Origin of the sequence: Pseudomonas sp. NPDC087804, from assembly GCF_044742965.1 — a bacterium.
Classification (GTDB): Bacteria; Pseudomonadota; Gammaproteobacteria; order Pseudomonadales; family Pseudomonadaceae; genus Aquipseudomonas; species Aquipseudomonas rustica.
The window spans coordinates 1-20,642 of the sequence record NZ_JBIUVN010000010.1 but is presented as its reverse complement, the minus strand read 5'-3'; the positions used below and the strand labels follow the sequence as shown (position 1 = coordinate 20,642).

The 20,642-nt window shown below is 58.1% G+C and carries 17 protein-coding genes and 1 pseudogene; 8 read left to right on the top strand and 10 right to left on the bottom strand.

Translation table 11 applies throughout. The annotated features are described in order from the left end of the window. Nucleotides 1-178 precede the first annotated feature (178 nt). From ACIOMO_RS15295 to ACIOMO_RS15260, 8 genes are read left to right on the top strand one after another with little or no spacing between them, the layout of a single operon-like run. A complete protein-coding gene (locus ACIOMO_RS15295; RefSeq protein ID WP_212545415.1) occupies nucleotides 179-1,093 on the top strand; it encodes a GDP-mannose 4,6-dehydratase in 915 nt (304 codons plus the stop codon). Then, nucleotides 1,090-2,061 carry a GDP-mannose 4,6-dehydratase gene (gene gmd / locus ACIOMO_RS15290; protein WP_401241743.1) on the top strand — a complete coding sequence of 324 codons (972 nt, stop codon included), beginning with the start codon at nucleotides 1,090-1,092 and terminating at the stop codon, nucleotides 2,059-2,061. The genes ACIOMO_RS15295 and gmd overlap by 4 nt, the downstream gene beginning before the upstream one ends. Before the next feature lie 3 nt (nucleotides 2,062-2,064). Then, a complete protein-coding gene (locus ACIOMO_RS15285) occupies nucleotides 2,065-3,507 on the top strand; it encodes a mannose-1-phosphate guanylyltransferase/mannose-6-phosphate isomerase (RefSeq protein WP_159813279.1) in 1,443 nt (480 codons plus the stop codon). Next, on the top strand, nucleotides 3,508-4,305 hold the full coding sequence (locus ACIOMO_RS15280; RefSeq protein ID WP_053125263.1) for an ABC transporter permease: 798 nt from the start codon (nucleotides 3,508-3,510) through the stop codon (nucleotides 4,303-4,305). After that, nucleotides 4,305-5,570 (top strand): ABC transporter ATP-binding protein, encoded by a 1,266-nt coding sequence (locus ACIOMO_RS15275; RefSeq protein WP_053125265.1) that lies wholly within the window; start codon nucleotides 4,305-4,307, stop codon nucleotides 5,568-5,570. Before ACIOMO_RS15280 ends, ACIOMO_RS15275 begins: the two co-directional genes overlap by 1 nt. Further along, nucleotides 5,567-6,943 (top strand): glycosyltransferase family 4 protein, encoded by a 1,377-nt coding sequence (locus tag ACIOMO_RS15270; RefSeq protein ID WP_401241738.1) that lies wholly within the window; start codon nucleotides 5,567-5,569, stop codon nucleotides 6,941-6,943. The genes ACIOMO_RS15275 and ACIOMO_RS15270 overlap by 4 nt, the downstream gene beginning before the upstream one ends. Beyond that, nucleotides 6,927-8,057, top strand: a complete 1,131-nt coding sequence (locus ACIOMO_RS15265; protein WP_401241736.1) for a glycosyltransferase family 4 protein — start codon at nucleotides 6,927-6,929, stop codon at nucleotides 8,055-8,057. The genes ACIOMO_RS15270 and ACIOMO_RS15265 overlap by 17 nt, the downstream gene beginning before the upstream one ends. 1 nt (nucleotide 8,058) lies before the next feature. Then, the gene (locus ACIOMO_RS15260; protein ID WP_401241733.1) at nucleotides 8,059-9,189 is read left to right on the top strand and encodes a glycosyltransferase family 4 protein; all 1,131 of its coding nucleotides are present in this window, start codon (nucleotides 8,059-8,061) and stop codon (nucleotides 9,187-9,189) included. Nucleotides 9,190-9,314: 125 nt separating this feature from the next. On the opposite strand, the gene ACIOMO_RS15255 is transcribed toward ACIOMO_RS15260, so the two are convergent. From ACIOMO_RS15255 to ACIOMO_RS15210, 10 genes and pseudogenes are all read right to left on the bottom strand, one after another. Then, entirely contained in the window at nucleotides 9,315-11,345 is a 2,031-nt protein-coding gene (locus ACIOMO_RS15255; RefSeq protein WP_401241730.1) for a pyridoxamine 5'-phosphate oxidase family protein, read from the bottom strand. A gap of 45 nt (nucleotides 11,346-11,390) precedes the next feature. After that, nucleotides 11,391-12,017 carry a glutathione S-transferase family protein gene (locus tag ACIOMO_RS15250; protein ID WP_401241727.1) on the bottom strand — a complete coding sequence of 209 codons (627 nt, stop codon included), beginning with the start codon at nucleotides 12,015-12,017 and terminating at the stop codon, nucleotides 11,391-11,393. A 104-nt stretch (nucleotides 12,018-12,121) separates the two neighbouring features. Then, complete coding sequence (locus ACIOMO_RS15245) at nucleotides 12,122-13,048, bottom strand: LysR family transcriptional regulator (protein WP_053125278.1); 927 nt, start codon at nucleotides 13,046-13,048, stop codon at nucleotides 12,122-12,124. A gap of 77 nt (nucleotides 13,049-13,125) precedes the next feature. Then, nucleotides 13,126-14,373 (bottom strand): MFS transporter, encoded by a 1,248-nt coding sequence (locus tag ACIOMO_RS15240; protein ID WP_401241724.1) that lies wholly within the window; start codon nucleotides 14,371-14,373, stop codon nucleotides 13,126-13,128. 74 nt (nucleotides 14,374-14,447) lie between these two features. Continuing rightward, nucleotides 14,448-14,597 (bottom strand): annotated as a pseudogene (locus tag ACIOMO_RS15235) (LysR family transcriptional regulator); the annotation flags it as partial. An 11-nt stretch (nucleotides 14,598-14,608) separates the two neighbouring features. Continuing rightward, nucleotides 14,609-15,808, bottom strand: coding sequence for a Fic family protein (locus ACIOMO_RS15230; protein WP_282351446.1), 1,200 nt, complete (start codon nucleotides 15,806-15,808; stop codon nucleotides 14,609-14,611). 207 nt (nucleotides 15,809-16,015) lie between these two features. After that, nucleotides 16,016-17,848 (bottom strand): glutamine--fructose-6-phosphate transaminase (isomerizing), encoded by a 1,833-nt coding sequence (glmS, locus tag ACIOMO_RS15225; protein WP_401241720.1) that lies wholly within the window; start codon nucleotides 17,846-17,848, stop codon nucleotides 16,016-16,018. 2 nt (nucleotides 17,849-17,850) lie between these two features. Further along, a complete protein-coding gene (locus tag ACIOMO_RS15220) occupies nucleotides 17,851-18,627 on the bottom strand; it encodes a DeoR/GlpR family DNA-binding transcription regulator (RefSeq protein WP_053125280.1) in 777 nt (258 codons plus the stop codon). A gap of 161 nt (nucleotides 18,628-18,788) precedes the next feature. Continuing rightward, nucleotides 18,789-20,156, bottom strand: a complete 1,368-nt coding sequence (glmU, locus tag ACIOMO_RS15215; protein ID WP_401241716.1) for a bifunctional UDP-N-acetylglucosamine diphosphorylase/glucosamine-1-phosphate N-acetyltransferase GlmU — start codon at nucleotides 20,154-20,156, stop codon at nucleotides 18,789-18,791. A gap of 116 nt (nucleotides 20,157-20,272) precedes the next feature. Beyond that, on the bottom strand, nucleotides 20,273-20,642 hold a 370-nt coding region (locus ACIOMO_RS15210), incomplete at its 5' end, for a F0F1 ATP synthase subunit epsilon (RefSeq protein ID WP_401241713.1).

The following is a 20,642-nucleotide window of genomic DNA, read 5'->3' as shown; positions in this document are numbered from 1 at the left end:
GAACTGACCGGTCACGGTTTGGCCGGTTGAAATTGCTCGGCAATTGGCACAGATTGACAGCAAATAACTACAACAACGTTTTCGCCTGTCGTCTTAGCGGATTTTCCAACCGATCTGACAGACCCTTCTCTAAAGCCTGTAGGAAGTGCTGCGAAAACCAAGACCAAGGGGTCGCTGTTTGAAAAAGCGTCTGTTCGTCACGGGTCTCAGTGGATTCGTTGGACAACATATTCAGTCACGTTTGGCCTCGCCCGACGCTGCGTGGGAACTGCTGCCTGCGGCCTCACGTTTCGACCTGACGGATCCGCACAGCCTCATCGACCTGTGGCCGCACATGCCTGACGCGGTCATTCATCTGGCTGGCCAGACATTCGTCCCCGAAGCCTTCCGCGACCCGGCCCGCACCTTCGACATCAATCTGCTCGGCACCCTCAACCTGTTACAGGCCCTCAAGGCCCGTGGTTTTCAGGGCACCTTTCTGTATGTCAGCTCTGGCGACGTTTACGGTCAGGTCAGCGAGAACGATCTGCCAATCACCGAACAACAAGCGCCCTGCCCGCGCAACCCGTACGCGGTGAGCAAAATCTCGGCCGAGTTTCTCAGCCTGCAATGGGGTTTGAGTGAGGGCTGGCCGGTACTGGTCGCGCGGCCGTTCAACCACATCGGCAGCGGGCAGAAAGACAGTTTTGTCATCGCCAGCGCGGCGCGACAGATCATTCGCATCAAGCAAGGTCTGCAAGCGCCGCAACTGGAAGTCGGCGATATTGACGTCAGCCGCGATTTTCTCGATGTTGGCGACGTGGTCTCGGCGTATTTCGCGTTGCTGGAAAAGGGCCAGGCAGGACAGGTTTACAACATCTGCTCGGGGCGGGAGCAGAGCATCCGCAGTCTGATTGAACAACTGGCCGATCTGGCCGAAGTAACCATGCAACTGGTTCAGGATCCGGCACGTATGCGACGCGCCGATCAGCGTCGCGTTTGCGGCAGCCATGAACGGCTGACCAAAACCACAGGATGGACGCCTGACATCACCACACAACAATCCCTGCGGGCGATCCTGTCCGACTGGGAGAAGCGAGTAAAACAAGAATGACTAAAAGTGCACTGATCACAGGGATCACCGGCCAGGACGGCGCTTATCTGGCGAAACTGTTGCTCGACAAGGGCTACAAGGTTCATGGCCTGGTCGCACGACGCAGCAGCGATTCGCGCTGGCGCCTGCGCGAGATGGGTGTCGAAGCCGACATCGCTTATCTCGACGGCGACATGGCCGATGCCTGCTCGGTACAGCGCGCGGTCATCAAATCGGCGCCGGACGAAGTCTATAACCTCGCCGCGCAAAGTTTTGTTGCCGCCTCCTGGGATCAACCGGTGACCACCGGCATCGTTGATGGCCTGGGCGTCACGCACTTGCTCGAAGCGATCCGTCAGTTCAGCCCGCACACGCGCTTCTATCAGGCCTCGACCAGCGAAATGTTCGGCCTGATTCAGGCTGAGCAGCAGGATGAGAACACCCCGTTCTATCCGCGCAGCCCGTACGGCGTGGCCAAGCTCTACGGCCACTGGATCACCGTCAACTATCGCGAAAGCTTCAACCTGCACGCCAGCAGCGGCATCCTCTTCAACCATGAATCGCCCCTGCGTGGCATTGAGTTCGTCACCCGCAAGGTCACCGACGCCGCTGCTCGCATCAAGCAAGGCAAACAGCAGGAGCTGGCGCTGGGCAACATCGATGCGAAACGCGACTGGGGTTTTGCCGGCGATTACGTCGAAGCCATGTGGCTGATGCTGCAACAGGACAAGCCTGACGATTTCGTGGTTGCCACTGGCGTCACCACCACGGTGCGCGAGATGTGCCGCATCGCCTTCGATCACGTCGGCCTCAACTACCGCGATTACGTGAAGATCGACCCGGCGTTTTTCCGCCCGGCCGAAGTTGAAGTGCTGCTCGGCAATCCGGCCAAGGCTCAGCGCGTGCTGGGCTGGAAGCCGAAAACCGACCTGGATACCTTGATCCGCATGATGATGGATGCGGACATGAAACGCGTCGCCAAGGAGTAGGCCATGCTGATCCCCGTGATTTTGTCCGGCGGTGCCGGCACTCGTTTGTGGCCGGTGTCCCGCGAGGGCCATCCGAAACCGTTCATGAATTTGCCCGACGGCCAGTCGCTGCTCGGCAAGACCTACCAGCGCGCCGCAGCTTTGCTCGACGGCTGGGGCGACATCGTCACGGTGACCAATCGCGAGTACTACTTCCAGAGCAAGGATCACTATTGCGCCGCCCACGTCTCGCGCCATCGCGGGCACTTCCTGCTGGAGCCAACCGGGCGCAACACCGCGCCGGCGATTGCTGCCGCAGCGTTGTCGCTGCAAGCGCTGCACGGTGATGACGCGATCATGGTGGTGATGCCGGCCGACCATTTGATCGTCAATCAGGACGCGCTGAAGACCGCCGTCGAGCACGCGGTCAATCTGGCCAAGGACGGTTATCTGGTGACTTTCGGTGTGATCCCGACCGCGCCGGAAACCGGCTTCGGCTACATCGAAACCGGCGCGCCGCTGGACGCCAAAGGCGCGGCGAAAGTGCAGCGTTTCGTCGAGAAACCCGATCTGCAAACCGCCACGCATTACCTGGAAAGCGGCAACTTCCTGTGGAACTCGGGGATGTTCTGCTTCACCACGGCGGCGGTGATTGCCGAACTGCAATTGCACGCGCCTGAACTGCTGGAACAGACCCGCGCCTGCATGGCCGCCAGCGCACCGATCGAAACCGTCGGTTGCCTGCAACAAGAGCTGTCACCGGCGCTGTTCGCGGAAATCACCGACATCTCCATCGACTACGCGCTGATGGAACGCTCGGAAAAAGTCGTGGTGGTGCCGGCCGGTTTTGACTGGAGCGACATCGGTTCGTGGGGCGCCGTCGCGGCTCTGGTGCCCGCCGATGCCGACAACAACCGCGCCAGCGGCGACGCGATCTTCATTGATAGCCACAATAACTTCGTGCAGAGCGAAGACCGGCTGGTGGCAACGGTGGGTGTGGATAACCTGATCATCGTCGACACCGCCGACGCGGTGCTGGTGGCCCACGCCGACCGTGCGCAGGACGTGCGTCGGGTGGCCAAGCAACTCAAGGACAAATCCCACGAAGCCTATCGGCTGCACCGTACCGTCAGCCGCCCGTGGGGGACTTACACGGTTCTCGAAGAAGGCCCACGCTTCAAGATCAAGCGCATCGTGGTCAAACCCGGTGGCAAGCTGTCCCTGCAAATGCACCATCACCGCAACGAACACTGGGTGGTCGTCGAAGGCATGGCCAAGGTCACCAACAACGGCACCGGCACCACGCTGGTGGCGAAAAATGAATCGACCTTTATTGCCGCCGGCCACAAACATCGCCTGGAAAACCCCGGGGTGATCGATCTGGTGATCATCGAAGTGCAAAGCGGCGAATACCTGGGAGAGGACGACATCGTCCGCTTCGAAGACCAATACGGCAGGACGGTTTAAATGCTGCTTTCCCTGTACCGCTCGTTGTACAGCTATCGGGGATTCATCCTCGGTAGCGTCAAGCGGGAGTTTCAATCGCGGTATCGCAACTCGCTGTTCGGTGCGCTGTGGACTGTGCTCAACCCGCTGTCGATGATCGTGGTCTACACAGTGATTTTTTCCCAGATCATGCGCGCGCGCCTGCCGGGTGTTGATGACGGCCTGGCCTACAGCGTCTACCTGTGTGCAGGCCTGCTGACCTGGGGACTGTTCGCCGAAATTACCTCGCGCAGCCAGGGCATGTTCCTCGAAAACGCGAACCTGCTGAAAAAAATCAGCTTCCCGCGTATCTGTCTGCCGGTGATTGCGCTCCTCAATGCCGGCATCAACTTCGCGATCATTCTGGGATTGTTCTTCGGCTTCCTGCTGATCAGCGGACGCTTGCCTGGCATGGCTTTGCTGGCGTTGATCCCGCTGCTGATCCTGCAAGTGATCTTCGCCGCCGGGCTCGGGATGCTGCTTGGCATTCTCAACGTGTTCTTTCGCGACGTCGGTCAGATGTTCGGAATTTGCCTGCAATTCTGGTTCTGGCTGACACCGATCGTTTACCCGCTGTCGATTCTGCCGCCGGGCATTCAACACGTTATCGGACTGAACCCGATGACCCCCCTGATGACCAGTTACCAGAATGTGTTTCTCTATAACCAATGGCCGGACTGGTCCTCGCTGATTCCGCTGCTGATCATCGGTCTGTTGCTCTGTGCCATGGCGTTGCGGCTGTTTCGTCATCGCGTCGGTGAAATGGTGGACGAGCTCTGATGGGACATATACGCGTTACCGGCCTGGGCAAGGCCTACAAACAGTACCCGAATCGCTGGAGCCGCCTGTTTGAATGGCTGGTGCCGTTTTCCGGAACCCGCCACCATCAGCACTGGATCCTGCAAGACGTCGACTTCGAGATCAAACCCGGGGAGGCCGTCGGCATCGTCGGCGTCAACGGCGCGGGTAAAAGTACCCTGCTGAAAATGATCACCGGCACCACCCAGCCGACCTGTGGCCACATTCAACTGGAAGGCCGGGTTGCCGCGCTGCTGGAACTGGGCATGGGTTTTCACCCGGACTTCACCGGCCGACAGAACGCCTTCATGTCAGGTCAGTTACTGGGCATGCAAGTCGAAGAGATTGAACAACTGATGCCGCAAATCGAAAGCTTTGCCGAAATCGGCGAAGCCATCGATCAACCCGTGCGCACCTATTCCAGCGGGATGCAGATGCGTCTGGCGTTCAGTGTCGCCACCGCGCGACGCCCGGACATTCTGATCGTCGACGAAGCCTTGTCGGTCGGTGATGCCTACTTCCAGCACAAAAGCTTCGAACGCATACGCAGCTTCCGCGCGGCCGGTACCACTCTGCTGATCGTCTCCCATGACCGCTCGGCCATTCAGTCGATCTGCGACAGCGCCATTCTTCTCGAAAACGGGCGTCTGGCCATGCGCGGCAAACCCGAAGAAGTCATGGACTATTACAACGCCATGCTCGCTCAGCGCGAGGGGCAGACGGTACGCCAGGAAATGCTTGCCAACGGTCAGGTGCAAACCATTTCCGGCACCGGTGAAGCGGGGATTATCAGCGTGCGCCTGCTCGATGCACGCGGGCGCAGTCTGGAAGTTGCAGAAGTCGGTCAGCCTGTGGTGCTGGAGGTGCAGACCGAAGTTCGTAAAGACATCGAACGGCTGATTCTCGGTTTCATGATCAAGGATCGCCTGGGTCAGGCCATCTACGGTATCAACACCCATCGCCTCGACAAAGCCGTCACCGACCTGAGCGCCGGCGAGCGCGTGACCTTCCGCTTCGCCTTCGACATGCGTCTGGGCAAGGGCAGTTATTCGGTCGCGTTGAGCCTGTCACGTCTCGACTCGCACCTGGATCGCAACTTCGAATGGCGCGATTACGGCCTGGTCTTCCACGTCATCAACAATCGCCAGGAAGACTTCGTCGGCTGCTCGTGGCTGCAAGCGCAAACCGACATCACCCGCTCCAGTGAACCCCTTGTACAAACGCCCGATATGGAGATCTTGCGATGACGCGACTGTTGGTGGAGTGCACTTACGTTTTCGAACACCCGACCGCCAACTCCGGCATTCAACGCGTGGTGCGCAACGTCATCCAGCAACTGCCGGCGGCCGATGAAACCGTCGAATGCATCCCGGTGGTGATGATTGATGGCGGTCTTTATGAAGTGAAAAGTCTGGCCCCGCTGAAATCACCCAAGCTCGACCTGGTGAGCCTGCGCGTGAAGCTGGAGCAATGGGCCAACACCTTCTGGCTGCGCCACCGTGCACTGGAGCGACGTCGTCCGTTCAGCCAGTCGCATTTCGCCCGCCGAGTGCTCTACGTCGGCTGCCGGCTCAGCGCATTTGCCTGTTTCAGTTTGCCTATGCGCGTGCTCGAACGAGTCCTGAAAGGTAAAACCATTCCCGAACGTTGCGTCCCGTTAGCCCACCGGGCGGGCGATCAATTGGTGTTGCTCGACTCGTCATGGCACGCCAATTTTTTCCCCTTGGCCGAGCAACTCAAGCGTGACGGCGTCGGTATCATCTCGGTGATTTACGACCTGATCCCCCTGACCCATCCGCAGTTCTGCGATGCCGGCCTGGTCAAGGTTTTCAACGACTGGTTCGACTGGATCGCCCGCACGGCCGATGGCTACGTGGCGATTTCGACGACTATCCGCGACCAAGTGCGCGAGGAGATGCTGCGCCGGATTGGCGCGCAACAAGTCGAACAACGCTGGTTTGATTATTTCCACCTGGGTTCAGAGCTGGATCTGAGCGATGCCGGTGCCGAGGTTGATCGAGCCTTGCTGCAGATGTTCAAAACGGCAGAGCCGGTGTTCCTCATGGTCAGCACCATCGAGCCGCGCAAAAATCACGCTTATCTGCTGGATGCCTTCGAACGCGCCTGGGCCACGGGATCCACGGCACGCTTGTGCATTGTCGGGAAAATTGGCTGGAAGTGTGATGCCTTGGTCGAGCGCATTCGCAAGCACCCTGAACTGAACCGCCGCTTGTTCATGTACAACTCACTGTCCGACAGAAGTCTGGAACATGCCTACTCCCACGCCACCGCGCTGGTGTTCCCGTCTTACGTCGAAGGTTTCGGCTTGCCACTGGTGGAAGCCATGCAACGTGGATTACCGGCAATGGCCAGCGATATTCCGGTGTTCCGCGAAATCGGCGGCGACTACATGGCCTATTTCGATCTGGACGACCCGCAAAGCCTGACCGATCTGGTGACCGGTATGGAGCACTCCGGCAAGTTTCCGGCCGCCCTGAGCCTTGAACAATGGCGTTGGCTCAGTTGGCGCGAAGCGAGCGCGCAATTGGTTCAGCGGATCGAGCGCAACCTGAACACATCGCTGCCTACCGAAGAGAAGCAGCATGCGCATAGCGCTTAACGCCAGAATTCTGCAGGCGCCGCGTACCGGCATCGGCCATTACGTCGCCGAACTGGTCAACGCCTTGCGCAATGAGCCCGACGTCGAAGTCACGCTGTTCCACGGCTGGGGCTGGAGTTCGGCGTTGCCGGAAGCGGCCATGCCCGGTTACTCGCGATTGACGCCACTGCTGCGGCAAATCCCCGGAGCCTATCAGGCGCGGCGCTGGCTGGAGCAGAAGAGTTTCGATCAGGGCCGCGCGCAAGGCATCGATCTGTACCACGAGCCGAGCCTGTGGCCGCTGGCCTTCGACGGCCCGACGGTGATTACTTTGCACGACCTCACGCACCTGCATTTCCCCGACACACAGCCCGCCGCGCGGCTCAAGGAAATCGAGCGACGACTGGCGATCGGCGTTGCGCAGGCGCAGCTGATTCTCACTGACTCGCAAGCCATCGCCGATGAGGCTCAGGATTATTTCGGCTTGCCGGCCGAGCGCTTTGTGGTCGCCCCGTTGGGCGTCGCGGCACGCTTTCGTCCGCGTGAGCCATTGGCGATCGACGCGGTGCTCAAAACGCACGCGGTAACGGCGCGTGAGTATTTCCTCTGCGTCGGCACGTTGGAGCCGCGCAAAAACCTGACGCTGGCCCTGCGCGCCCACGCCTTGTTGCCAGAAGCCGTGCGCGAGCGCTTTCCGCTGCTGATCGTCGGCATGGCCGGTTGGCAGCGCGATCAATTCAGTGACGAGTTGCGTCAGGCCCTGGCCAGCGGTCATGTGTGCCTGCTCGGTTACTTGCCCGATGAACACGTGGCGCAATTGCTCGCCGGTGCACGGGCACTGATTTTTCCTTCGCTGTACGAAGGTTTCGGTCTGCCGGTGCTGGAGGCAATGGCCAGTGGCACGCCGGTGGTGGTCACCGGTTCTTCGGCGATGCCGGAAGTAGCGGGCCCGGCCGGCAACTATATTCAAGCTGACGATGCACAAGGCTTGCGCGATGCGATGAGCCTTTTGATCGACGATCAAGCACATTGGCAGGCATGCCGAGAAGCCGGATTGCAGCAGGCACGGCTTTTTTCCTGGGAGCGTTGTGCACAGGCCACGGCCGGTGCCTACCGCCAGGCCATGGGAGGTTGATATGCGCGTACTTCACTTTTTCAAAACGTACCTGCCTGACTCGGTCGGCGGCATCGAACAAGTGATCTTCCAGCTCTGCGAAAGCGGCGCCCAGCACGGTATCGATGGTCAGGTGCTGACACTCAGCAGCGACCCGACACCGCCCGTGGTCAAACTCGGTCACCACGAAGTGCACCGCGCCAAACTCGACATTCAGTTCGCCTCCACCGGTTTTTCCTGGAGTGTGTTCAAACAGTTTCGCGAAATGGCCGCCGAGGCCGACGTGGTCAACTATCACTTCCCGTGGCCGTTCATGGATCTGGTGCATTTCGCCAGCGCCACGCACAAACCCAGCGTCGTGACCTATCACTCGGACATCATTCGCCAGAAGCACCTGCTGAAACTTTACCGGCCACTGATGAACCGCTTCCTCGCCAGCGCCGATCGTATTGTCGCGGCGTCGCCAAACTACCTGCACACCAGCGATGTGCTGCAGCAGTTTCAGGACAAGACTCGAGTCATCCCCTACGGTTTGAACAAGGCCGGTTATCCACAGGCCGATAGCGAGCGCATGAACCGCTGGCGCCAGCAGCTTGGGGATAAGTTTTTCCTGTTTGTCGGAGTGATGCGTTATTACAAAGGCCTGCACATCCTGCTCGATGCGCTGAAAGACGTGGATTACCCGGTGGTGATCGTCGGCGCCGGCCCGCTCGAGCAAGAGTTGCATGCGCAAGCCGCTGCGTTGGGACTGCGCAACATTCATTTCCTCGGGCGCTTGGGTGATGAAGACAAAGTTGCCTTGCTGCAATTGAGCTACGCGATCGTCTTCCCGTCGCACCTGCGTTCGGAAGCGTTCGGTATTTCGCTGCTGGAAGGCGCGATGTACGGCAAACCGATGATCTCCAGCGAGATTGGCACGGGTACCAGTTACATCAATATTCACAACGAGACCGGATTGGTGGTGCCGCCGAGTCATCCACAGGCATTTCGCGAGGCGATGCGTACGCTCTGGGATGATCCGGTGCGCGCGGCGGCGATGGGGGTAAAAGCGGAAGCGCGGTATCGGCAGTTATTCACAGCCGATGAAATGGGCCGCAAATGGACGGAGCTGTATCAGGAATTGCTCGAAGAAAAATCCCTGTCCTACGCCTGACTTCGGCCTGAAACACATTCCACTGTAGGAGCTGCCGAAGGCTGCGATCTTTTGACTTTTGTTTTCAAGATCAAAAGATCGTCCGATCGCGGCCCGAGCCTTCGGCAGCTCCTACAGGGATCGGTTTATAAATCCAAGACCAAGGGTTGGCTGCTTTGCGCCGGTACCGCACAACAAATCAGCACATGCCCCGCCTCCGGCATATCCGCCGGCACCTGTGGATAATTCACCGCGCCGCTGACCAGCCGCGTCTTGCAGGTTCCACATGAACCACCCCGGCAACTGAACTCCGGACGCAATCCACGGCTCTCCGCCAGTTCCAGCAAACTGCCACCATCCGGCTGCCAACGCGCCTCTTTCGCCGAACGCTCGAACACCACCGGAACCGAAGTGGTCGCTACGGGCGGTTGCTCAATCACGATTGCATCCGGATCGGCCTGACGTTTCAGTGTCGACGGGCCAAAGGTTTCCGCATAAATCTGCGCGTCGCGTACATCCAGTTCGCGCAGGGTGTCGTACAGCCCTTGGGTAAAACCACCGGGGCCACACAGGACAAAATCGATCTGGTCGAAATCATCGACCTCCAGCACATTCCTCAACACCTCGCCGTCAATCCGCCCCGGCAAATCGAAGTCCGCACCTTCCTGCACATCGGCTTCCGGCTGGCTGAGCAAACGCAACACCCGCACCGCATCGCCAGACGTTTCCAGCAAGCGATCCAGTTCCTTGCGAAACGGTTGATCGGCCAGGCTGCGTGAACTCTGCAACAACAGCGTCGGACGAATCCTCCTCGTCCGTAAGCCTTGGTACACCACCTCGCGCAGCATCGACAGCAACGGCGTGATTCCCACACCAGCAGCCAATAGCACCAACGGTCGCTGCTCCAGCGGTGCGACGGTGAAATGCCCCTGCGGCGCACGCGCTTCGAGTACATCGCCAACATTAATCTGCTCATGCAGATGCGACGAAATCAGGCCCTCACGCTTGACGCTGATCCGGTAGAAACCATCCGATGGCGCACTCGAAAGGCTGTAAGTACGAATGTGTACCTCGCCATCCACGGTGAAACGCAGCGGCAAATGCTGACCGGCAAGAAACACCGGCAAACCGGCGCCATCGGCGGGCTCCAGATAGATCGAGCGAATGTGCTGACTCTCCGCTTCGATCTTCGTCACCCGTAGCGGCCGCCATTGATTGCCGAGTGCCTGCGCCTGCAAACGTGCGTCCGCCTCGGCCCAGTTACCGGTCAACAGACTGGTCGGCGACATGCCGTCGAAGCGCCAGCGCAAGGCTAATGCCGCCGGGCGCCGCACCAGGTTTTCCACAGCAAATGTCCACAGGCGTTCCGCGCCTTGAAACGCCTCGATTTGCGGCCCTTCAAGAGTGATCTCGGTGCGCCCGCTGAGTTGCAGTACATCGCCTGTGGAAAAGTCGATAAACAGCAGGCCGGCCTTGGGGTTTAGCAATAAATTGCCGAGGGTATTGAAATGCAGGTTGCCGGCAAAGTCGGGGATGGTCAGACGATTCCCTTCCACCCGTACGAAACCTGGCTGGCCGCCTCGGTGGGAAACATCCACCGCGCGCTGACCATCAACATCGACATAACTGGCGACGAAGAACGTGTCGGCGCCTTCGATCAACGCCGTGGCCGTCTCATCGAGAGCGTCCAGATGCTGAGCCGGGCGGGTCTGTGGATCCGTCAGTGGCACGCGCTGAAACTGGCGCAACTGAATGTATTGCGGGCAGTTGCCGAAAGCCTGATCCACGCTGACGTCGAAACCCTGCGCGGTCAGATTATCGACATGACCGTTGAGGCGATTGCGCCGGCGGGTGTGCAGTTCGATGCCGAGCAAACCGATCGGCTCGCCATTGCGCAGTTGCGCCGGGTCATCGGCCGAGGTTTGGCTGGCGAAATGCAGGTGCTCGGGATCCGGCGAATGAGCAAAGCCCGGCGCACCTTCAAGCACACTGGCCCACGGCCGGCCCTGCGCATCGACGGCGCCGTACAACATGAAGGGCAATTGCTGATAGAACTCACGGTGCTGATCCGGCATCCACGTGCGAATCACCTTACGCCCGAACGCCTCCATGCGTTCGGCAACCCCGACTTTCGCCTGCAACTGTTGCTCGCCAGCGTGCCACGGTGAACGTTCCATCACGACCTCTCCCCTGCACCGTCGGCACAGTGTGGATTGCGGGAATCAGACTGCGGTTTGCAGGCCGGCGACGGTGCGCGGCATGCCGACAAAACCGGGCAAGGCTTCGACCCGGGCCAGCCAGGCGCGAACGTTGCCGTAATCATCCAGCGACACATTGCCTTCCGGCGCATGAGCGATGTAACTGTAGGCCGAGACGTCGGCGATGGTCGGTTCTTCGCCGGCCAGATACGGAGTTTTGCCCAGTTCGATGTCCATCACTTTCAGCAGGTTGTGCGCACGGGTGATGGCTTCATCAGCATTCAGTTGCGCGCCGAATACCGTGACCAAGCGTGCGGCAGCAGGGCCGAAAGCAATCGGCCCGGCGGCTGCCGACAACCAACGCTGCACATGGGCGGCACCGACCGGATCCGCAGGCAGCCAACGTCCGTTGCCATACTTCTGCGCCAGATACACCAGAATAGCGTTGGAATCGGCGAGCACCACGCCGCCATCATCAATCGCCGGGACTTGGCCGAAGCTGTTGATGGCCAGATACGCGGGCTGCTTGTGCTCACCCTTGGCCAGATCGACGAAAATCAGCTCGGTCGGCAATTGCAGCAGGGACAGCATCAACTCGACGCGATGAGCGTGGCCAGAACGCGGGAAGTTGTAGAGTTTGATCGCTTGCATGGTCGACTCCGCTGAACAGGGGCGCCGCTGCGGGGATGAGCGCGCCGAGGGGGCCATCTTCCCCTGATCGCGAAAACAACAGAATCACCAGTAACTGCAAACGATTATTTCAGCTCGTGCAATAACGCTGCATTTTTCAACGCGGGATGTTCGCGCAAAGCCTGTACCGCGAAATCGACAAAACTGCGGATCCGCGCCGGCGCCTTCCGCCCTCCCTGATAGACCACATGGATCGGTAATGCGGGCAGTTCGAATTCGGCGAGGACGATTTCCAGTTCACCGGCGGCCACCTTGCTCGCCACCTGATAAGACAAAACCCGCGTCATCCCCAAGCCCATGGCCGCTGCCGTAATCGCAGCCTGATTGGCCGTGACGATCAGACGCGGTTCAGGTCGCACGCTGAACGGTTCGCCGCCATCGAGAAACGGCCAGGTGCGTTGCTGGCCAATTGCTGAAGTCGCCACAACGGGCACGCCTGCCAGCGCATGAGGATGAATCGGCCGACCGTGCCTGGCGAAATAGTCCGGCGAACCACAAATCACCCGACGCACCTCACCGACCCGGATCGCATGCTGGCTGCTGTCGGGCAGATCACCGATGCGCACCGCCACATCGATACCCTCTTCGACCATGTTGACGATCCGGTCGACCAGCACCGCGTTGATCGTGACTTCCGGATACTGCGCGAGATAACCCGCCATCACCGGCGTCACAAACAGATCGCCGAACAACACCGGCGCCGTCACCGTCAATTGCCCACGCGGCTGCGCATGACTGCCCGCCGCCGAATCCTCGGCTTCCTGCACCTCCGCGAGAATTCTCCGACAATCCTCCAGATAACGCTGCCCCGCCTCGCTCAAATGCACACTGCGCGTGGTACGAATCAACAACTGCGTACCAATGCGCAACTCCAGCGCCGCCACCGCCCGCGTTACGCTGGCCGCGGAAAGGCCCAAACGCCGCGCGGCCGAGGAGAAGCCCTGCTCTTGGGCGACGGTGGTGAAGATGTGCATTTCCTGGAAGCGATCCATTTAGTACCTCTCTGTGGGCAATAGGCTTTTTCAAAACGATTACACCAGCGGAAGGTGCCTGGAAAATTCGAGACGATTTAAGCTTCTTGTTTTTTTAAAGGGCGTTCTTTCTCACTTAAAAGCAATGTTGTAGCTACACCAAACAAGCCAACAAAACACGTGACTGCAACTACAATCAACGTCAACGAGAAACCATATAGATCCAATAAACCACCGAATACAGTATAGGAGATGCCGATAACAACTGAGTTAATCAAGTTTGCTACAGAGATACAAGATGCGCGGATACGCGACTCGACATTATCATGAATATAAGTTTCATATGAGGTCTCGTAGATTGCAGGGAGTGACATGATCAGTAGAAAAGTCACGACAGAAGTAATTGTTCCGATATTCAACGACAAAATAAAAAGAAGGAAAGCCGCAATAATAGTGGTAGTGAAAGCAATAGTCCCGAGAGAGAATCTGGAACAAATAAAGCCCGCAGCTACGAACATACCTGCTGAGAGAGCTTCAACGGCAGCATAAATCCCTGCAATGACAGGAATCTCTAAGCCTTGCATTGAAAAAAATGGCTGACCATAGATAAACAACGGGATCGTAGAAAGTTCGAATAAAGCATATCCAACAAATAAAGGCATAAGGAAAGCGCCTTTCTTGGAGCGAAAAAAGGTAATTAATGACGTAAGAACCCCCACTGTTTTTTCGTCGCTAACAGTGTTTACCTTATGGGCAACCTGAGAAATAGACGGGAGCTTGGTTTCGGGAATGAATGTAACAACAATAGCGCCAATAAGTTTTGATATCGCAAAGAAAACATACACGGCATTCCATGACCAAGTATCTTGTAATACGCCACCCAGTAGCATAGACAACCCTAATGATATTGCGCCAACAGCACGGGCACGCGATATTATTTTAGGATATTCTTGAGCCCGATTTTCAGCTAGCAAGTTATCATACAATAACGCCCTGTCTGAACCGGAACCCATAGCAATACTGGCGCCGAACAGGCAAAATACAATGGCGAAAGGAACAAAATCTGAAAACAACAAAAAACCGATACCGCTTATAAATAACCCTAAGAAACCGATTATAAGAGAAACTTTACGACCAAACCGATCGGCGAGCAAACCAGATGGAATTTCTAACGCTACGGCAGAAAAAAACAAAAAAGACTGGAGAATACCTATTTCTCCCTGTGTAATTCCAAGTTGCAGCAAATAGAGTACAAATAAACTTCTCTGAACATCCAAGCTCATAAAAATTGATAGGGAATAAAATAGGTTATCGTTCTTATTCTTTAAAAAACCTAATGCGCCCATTTTTATTTAAATACCTGTTTTGAAATAGGGCCAGGAATTCGTCGTGGCATCACCGAATTCGATGGCTAGGGCGAGACTATCGGCGGCGTGGTGATTCTCAAATCCAGCGCCGCCATCGCCCGCGTGGCGCTGGCGGCCGACAACCCCAGACGCCGTGCGGCCGCAGAGAAGCCTTGCTCCTGAGCTACGGTGGTGAAGATGTGCATTTCCTGGAAGCGATCCATCCAACAACTCCTTAGCTTGCAGCCATCATTCGTTGATGCAAGTCCGGAAATAGAAGCTGTGCAAACCACACGGGCAATCCCGGATAAAGATCTCGGGCTTTAGGCGTAGCACTTTCCACAAGTCCCAGCTGGACAAGACTTCTAAGTTGATCAGTCGCGACCCGGTCAGACAGTCCGGTGAATATCTTGAAATCCGCCCGACTCAGCACGCCCTGAGTCAGCAGAATGTGCAAAGCACGCGCTGCCTCGGGCTTGAGACCGGCCCTTTTAATACGCTCGTCCCACGCAAAAATGGTGTGAAGTCTTTCACGCATGTTGGAGACGTTCAGAGCCTGCTCGGTATAGCGCATCTGATCCAGACAGGTCTCCAGCATGAAACCGACAAATTCGAACAGCCCGGCTTGGGTGAGTTGACCACGCCCATCCAGATCACCGCGACGCGATTTGTCCGCATTGGCCAAACGCGCGTAATAAGTATCCTGCTGGCGAGCAAGTCCTCGCGATAACGACCACAAGGGCGATACAAGTCCCAGTTTCTGCAGTTGCAGGTGGGTGATCAGCCTGCCGGTGCGACCGTTTCCATCAACGAAAGGATGCACCCAGGCTAATCGATGGTGATAAGCCATGACCGCGAGCAAGCGGCTCCGCGCATCGGGCAAGCGGCCGTAGACCTGCTGCATACGATTGAGCATCGGTGTTACGGATTGACTGGACGGCGCGGCATGATTGCCGACGAGAACTTCCTGGGCCGCTACATCTCGAAGCTGGCCAGGCACCAATCGACTTGCGTCGCGCAAATGCAATTGGTCACCGCTGGCCCCCTGAAACAGGCGCTTATGTACCCGGGAAACAAATGCGCTGCTAAACATTGCCTCCCAAGGCAGTTTGTTGTGCAGTGACAGCGCTCGTTCAAAAGCTTGCTGTGTACCGATATGCGTCACCGCCAGCTCAGTCAGCTCTTTGGGATTACGTCTCGGGGCTGTCGGCGCAAGCGTTACCGGCTCAGTAAATTGGCCCTCAATCAAATTGCTGTAAAAGCTGCTGGTGACCCGCAGCAATCCACCCACTCGCCGAACCATTTGCGGAGCAACGATGGCGCTGAGTTTTCCTGCCTGAAATGGCACTTGCTCTGCCAATTGCAGAATTTCACTGGGAAATGTCGGAACCAGCGGCTCCAGCCAATGATTCCCCAAGATAGCTTCAGCGCTCATTCGACCTCCAAGATTCGCGGATTTTCTCGCGGATTTCAGAGTACGCCACAACCCCCGGTTTACCTAGCCATAGGTAATGTAGGAATAGTCGGAACTTCGAGTAGTACGCGGATTTATTTGCGGATTTTTTGAAGATAAATAGCGAGAGTGTTGGAGCCTAAAAAGCAACGCAGGAGCAAGAAAATTCTCGCCCCCGCGTAAGACCAATTACTCCACCGTCACCGACTTCGCCAGATTACGCGGCTGATCCACGTCCGTGCCCTTCAGCACCGCAACGTAGTACGACAGCAACTGCAGCGGGATCGTGTAGAGGATCGGCGAGAGGATGTCGTGGATGTGCGGCATTTGCACCACGTGGGTGCCTTCGCCGTTGGTCATCCCGGCTTTTTCGTCGGCGAACACGATCAGTTCGCCGCCACGGGCGCGGACTTCCTGCAGGTTGGATTTGAGCTTTTCCAGCAGTTCGTTGTTGGGCGCAACGGTGACCACTGGCATGTCGTTATCCACCAGCGCCAGCGGGCCGTGTTTCAGTTCGCCGGCCGGGTAGGCTTCGGCGTGGATGTAGGAGATTTCCTTGAGCTTCAAGGCACCTTCCATCGCGACCGGGAATTGCGCGCCACGGCCGAGGAACAGGGTGTGGTTTTTCTCGGCGAACAGTTCGGCGATTTTTTCCACGGTGCTGTCCATCGCCAGTGCTTCGCCGAGGCGGGTTGGCAAGCGGCGCAGTTCTTCGACCAAAGTGGCTTCAACGCCTTTGGCCAACGTGCCGCGAACCTGACCCAGCGACAGGGTCAGCAGCAGCAGGCCGACCAGTTGCGTGGTGAAGGCTTTGGTCGAAGCGACGCCGATTTCGCGGCCGGCCTGGGTCAGCAGGGTCAGATCGGATTCACGCACCAGCGAACTGATGCTGACGTTGCAGATCGCCAGGCTGGCGAGGAAACCCAGCTCTTTGGCATTGCGCAGGGCGGCCAGGGTGTCGGCGGTTTCGCCGGACTGCGAGATGGTCACGAACAAGGTGTCCGGCTGCACCACGACTTTGCGGTAGCGGAATTCGCTGGCGACTTCGACCTGGCACGGAATGCCGGCCAGTTCTTCCAGCCAATAACGCGCGACCATACCGGCGTGGTAGCTGGTGCCGCAGGCGACGATCTGCACGTTGCGCACTTTGGCGAACAGCTCGGCGGCTTGCGGACCGAAAGCTTGCACCAGCACTTGATCATTGCTCAGTCGACCTTCGAGGGTGCGCTGGACAACGGCCGGTTGCTCGTGGATTTCCTTGAGCATGTAGTGGCGGAATTCGCCTTTGTCGGCAGCTTCGGCACCGTCGGTGTATTGCACGGTCTGGCGCTCGACTGCTTTGCCATCGACATCCCAGATCTGCACGTTATCGCGGCGAATCTCGGCGATATCGCCTTCTTCCAGGTACATGAAGCGGTCAGTGACCTGACGCAACGCCAACTGGTCGGAAGCGAGGAAGTTCTCGCCTAGGCCCAGACCAATCACCAACGGGCTGCCACTGCGCGCGGCCACCAGACGATCCGGCTGCTTGGCGTTGATCACCGCCAAACCATAAGCGCCGTGCAGTTCTTTGACGGTGGCTTTGAGTGCCACGGTCAGATCAGGCTGATCCTTGAGTTTATGGTTGAGCAGGTGGGCGATGACTTCGGTGTCGGTGTCCGAGGTAAACACGTAACCCAGCGCTTTCAGTTGTTCACGCAAAGCTTCGTGGTTCTCGATGATGCCGTTGTGCACCACCGCGATGTCGCCGGAGAAATGCGGGTGAGCGTTACGCTCGCACGGGGCGCCGTGGGTGGCCCAACGGGTGTGGGCGATACCCAGACGACCCACCAGCGGGTGCTCGGCCAACGCGGCTTCGAGTTCGCTGACTTTGCCCGGGCGACGCATGCGCTCGAGGGTTTCGTCATTGGTGTACACCGCCACACCGGCGCTGTCGTAACCACGGTATTCGAGGCGCTTGAGGCCTTCGAGCAGGATGGCGGTGATGTTGCGTTCAGCGACTGCGCCGACAATTCCACACATGCTTATTTCTCCTGACTGACAGCCGCGCAAATCACGTTGATACCGCGGGCCTGGATCTGATCGCGTGCATCGATAGGCAGGCGATCATCGGTAATTAGGGTATGGACGCTGCTCCATGGCAGCTCCAGATTGGGAATCTTGCGGCCGATCTTGTCGGCCTCGACCATGACGATAACTTCCCGCGCCACGTCAGCCATGACCCGGCTCAAACCGAGCAGTTCATTGAAGGTCGTGGTGCCGCGTACCAGGTCGATACCGTCGGCGCCGATGAACAACTGGTCGAAGTCGTAAGAGCGTAGTACCTGCTCGGCAACCTGGCCCTGGAAGGATTCCGAATGCGGATCCCAGGTACCACCGGTCATCAACAACACCGGTTCGTGTTCGAGTTCGCTCAAGGCATTGGCGACGTGCAGGGAATTGGTCATCACCACCAGACCTGGCTGCTGGCCAAGTTCGGGGATCATCGCGGCGGTGGTGCTGCCGCTGTCGATGATGATGCGCGCGTGCTCGCGGATGCGTTTCACCGCCGCGCGGGCAATCGCCTGTTTGTATTTGGAAACGCTCTGCGCGGTTTCCGCGACCAGCTCCTGCGGCATGGTGATCGCCCCGCCGTAACGGCGCAGCAACAAGCCATGGCTTTCCAGTGCGGCGAGATCCTTGCGAATCGTAACTTCAGAGGTTTCGAAGCGCTTGGCTAGCTCATCCACACTGACTTCGCCCTGCTCGTTGAGCAAGGCGAGAATGTTGTGGCGGCGTTGGGGCGTGTTGCGTTTCGACATGGCGGCTTAAGTTTCGATTCGAAAGATAACGGAAGCAATCAAAACCTATTGGCTATAAATCGTCAACCCGCCCAACAAAAAAAAATCGCAGCCCCGGGAGCTCGTGTAGGAGCTGCCGAAGGCTGCGATCTTTTGATCTTCAAAAAGCCGCTGTGGATAACTCAGTCTTTTTTGATTTTCACCGGACGCTTCCAGCCATCAATATTCTTCTGCCGCGCGCGACCAACCGCCAACTGCGCGTTATCCACATTCTGCGTAATCGTCGAGCCGGCCGCCGTGGTTGCACCGTCGGAGATATCCACAGGCGCGACCAACGAGTTATTGGAGCCGATGAACACATCTGCACCTAACACGGTTTTCCACTTGTTGGCGCCGTCATAGTTGCAGGTGATGGTGCCAGCACCCACATTGGTGCGCGCACCGATTTCGGCATCGCCCAAATAGGTCAAGTGACCGGCCTTGGCGCCCTCGCCCATGTGCGCATTCTTCAGTTCAACAAAGTTACCCACATGCGCGCGCGCTTCAAGCACGGTGCCCGGACGCAGACGCGCGAACGGACCGGCATCGCTGCCCTCGCCCATTACGGCACCTTCGATATGACTGTTGGCCTTGATCACCACGCCTTTGCGCAGGGTGCTGTCCTTGATCACGCAGTTCGGGCCGATCACCACGTCGTCTTCGATAACAACGTTGCCTTCGAGGATCACATTGATGTCGATCAGCACATCGCGACCCACGGTCACTTCACCGCGCACATCAAAACGCGCCGGGTCACGCAGGGTCACGCCTTGCGCCATCAAACGGCGGCCGGCGCGCAACTGGTAATGACGCTCCAGCTCGGACAGTTGTTTGCGATCGTTGGCGCCCTGCACTTCCATCGGGTCGTGCGGTTGTTCGGTGGCCACTACCAGACCATCGCTGACCGCCATTTCAATCACGTCAGTAAGGTAATACTCGCCCTGAGCGTTGTTGTTCGACAGGCGGCTCATCCAATCGGCCAGACGATCGGCCGGGACGGCGAGAATGCCGGTGTTGCCTTCGGTGATTGCGCGCTGCGCTTCGCTGGCGTCTTTGTGCTCAACGATGGCCGCGACCTTACCGTCAGAGTCGCGCACGATACGGCCGTAACCGGTCGGGTCGTCGAGTTCGACGGTGAGCAAACCCATCTGCCCCGGCACTACGTGCTTGAGCAGACGTTGCAGGGTTTCGACTTCGATCAGCGGCACGTCACCGTAAAGGATCAGCACGGTGTCAGCAGTAATGAATGGCACAGCCTGGGCGGTGGCGTGGCCGGTGCCGAGCTGCTTGTCCTGCAGAACGAAGTTCAGATCGTCAGCCGCCAGACGTTCGCGCACCACATCGGCGCCATGACCGATGACTACATGGATGCGTTGTGGATCGAGTTGGCGGGCGCTGTGGATAACATGGCCCAGCATGGAATTTCCGGCAATCGGGTGCAAAACCTTCGGCAGGGCCGAACGCATACGAGTGCCTTGACCGGCCGCGAGGATAACGATTTCAAGAGACATGACTGGCTACCAATCCTGGGTGGTCAGCAACTGCGACCGGGTTTGAATTCGGAAAAAGAAAAAAGGGTAGCCGAGGCTACCCTTTTTTATCAATCGCACAACAAGCGGCTGACGGATTAACCGCCAAACTTCTTGCGGATCTGCTGGACGGTGCGCAGCTGAGCTGCAGCCTCGGCCAGACGAGCTGACGCAGCGCTGTAGTCGAAATCAGCGCCCTTTTCATGCAGAGCATGCTCGGCAGCCTTGAGAGCTGCTTGAGCCTGAGCTTCATCCAGGTCGGCGGCGCGTTGCACGGTATCGGCAAGCACTTTGACCATGTTCGGCTGAACCTCAAGGAAACCACCGGAGATGTAGAACACCTCGGCTTCCCCGCCTTGCTTGATCAGGCGGATCGGACCTGGCATCAGATTAGTGATCATCGGCGAGTGACCCAGAGCGATACCAAGATAACACAGAGCACAGAGCGCAATCAACATCTCGACAAGG

Bases quoted from the DNA above. Each gene is read 5' to 3' on its own strand.
- gmd (WP_401241743.1), top strand. From the start codon at position 1,090: ATGACTAAAAGTGCACTGATCACAGGGATCACCGGCCAGGACGGCGCT.
- ACIOMO_RS15285 (WP_159813279.1), top strand. From the start codon at position 2,065: ATGCTGATCCCCGTGATTTTGTCCGGCGGTGCCGGCACTCGTTTGTGG.
- ACIOMO_RS15280 (WP_053125263.1), top strand. From the start codon at position 3,508: ATGCTGCTTTCCCTGTACCGCTCGTTGTACAGCTATCGGGGATTCATC.
- ACIOMO_RS15275 (WP_053125265.1), top strand. From the start codon at position 4,305: ATGGGACATATACGCGTTACCGGCCTGGGCAAGGCCTACAAACAGTAC.
- ACIOMO_RS15270 (WP_401241738.1), top strand. From the start codon at position 5,567: ATGACGCGACTGTTGGTGGAGTGCACTTACGTTTTCGAACACCCGACC.
- ACIOMO_RS15265 (WP_401241736.1), top strand. From the start codon at position 6,927: ATGCGCATAGCGCTTAACGCCAGAATTCTGCAGGCGCCGCGTACCGGC.
- ACIOMO_RS15260 (WP_401241733.1), top strand. From the start codon at position 8,059: ATGCGCGTACTTCACTTTTTCAAAACGTACCTGCCTGACTCGGTCGGC.
- ACIOMO_RS15255 (WP_401241730.1), bottom strand. From the start codon at position 11,345: ATGGAACGTTCACCGTGGCACGCTGGCGAGCAACAGTTGCAGGCGAAA.
- ACIOMO_RS15250 (WP_401241727.1), bottom strand. From the start codon at position 12,017: ATGCAAGCGATCAAACTCTACAACTTCCCGCGTTCTGGCCACGCTCAT.
- ACIOMO_RS15245 (WP_053125278.1), bottom strand. From the start codon at position 13,048: ATGGATCGCTTCCAGGAAATGCACATCTTCACCACCGTCGCCCAAGAG.
- ACIOMO_RS15240 (WP_401241724.1), bottom strand. From the start codon at position 14,373: ATGGGCGCATTAGGTTTTTTAAAGAATAAGAACGATAACCTATTTTAT.
- ACIOMO_RS15230 (WP_282351446.1), bottom strand. From the start codon at position 15,808: ATGAGCGCTGAAGCTATCTTGGGGAATCATTGGCTGGAGCCGCTGGTT.
- glmS (WP_401241720.1), bottom strand. From the start codon at position 17,848: ATGTGTGGAATTGTCGGCGCAGTCGCTGAACGCAACATCACCGCCATC.
- ACIOMO_RS15220 (WP_053125280.1), bottom strand. From the start codon at position 18,627: ATGTCGAAACGCAACACGCCCCAACGCCGCCACAACATTCTCGCCTTG.
- glmU (WP_401241716.1), bottom strand. From the start codon at position 20,156: ATGTCTCTTGAAATCGTTATCCTCGCGGCCGGTCAAGGCACTCGTATG.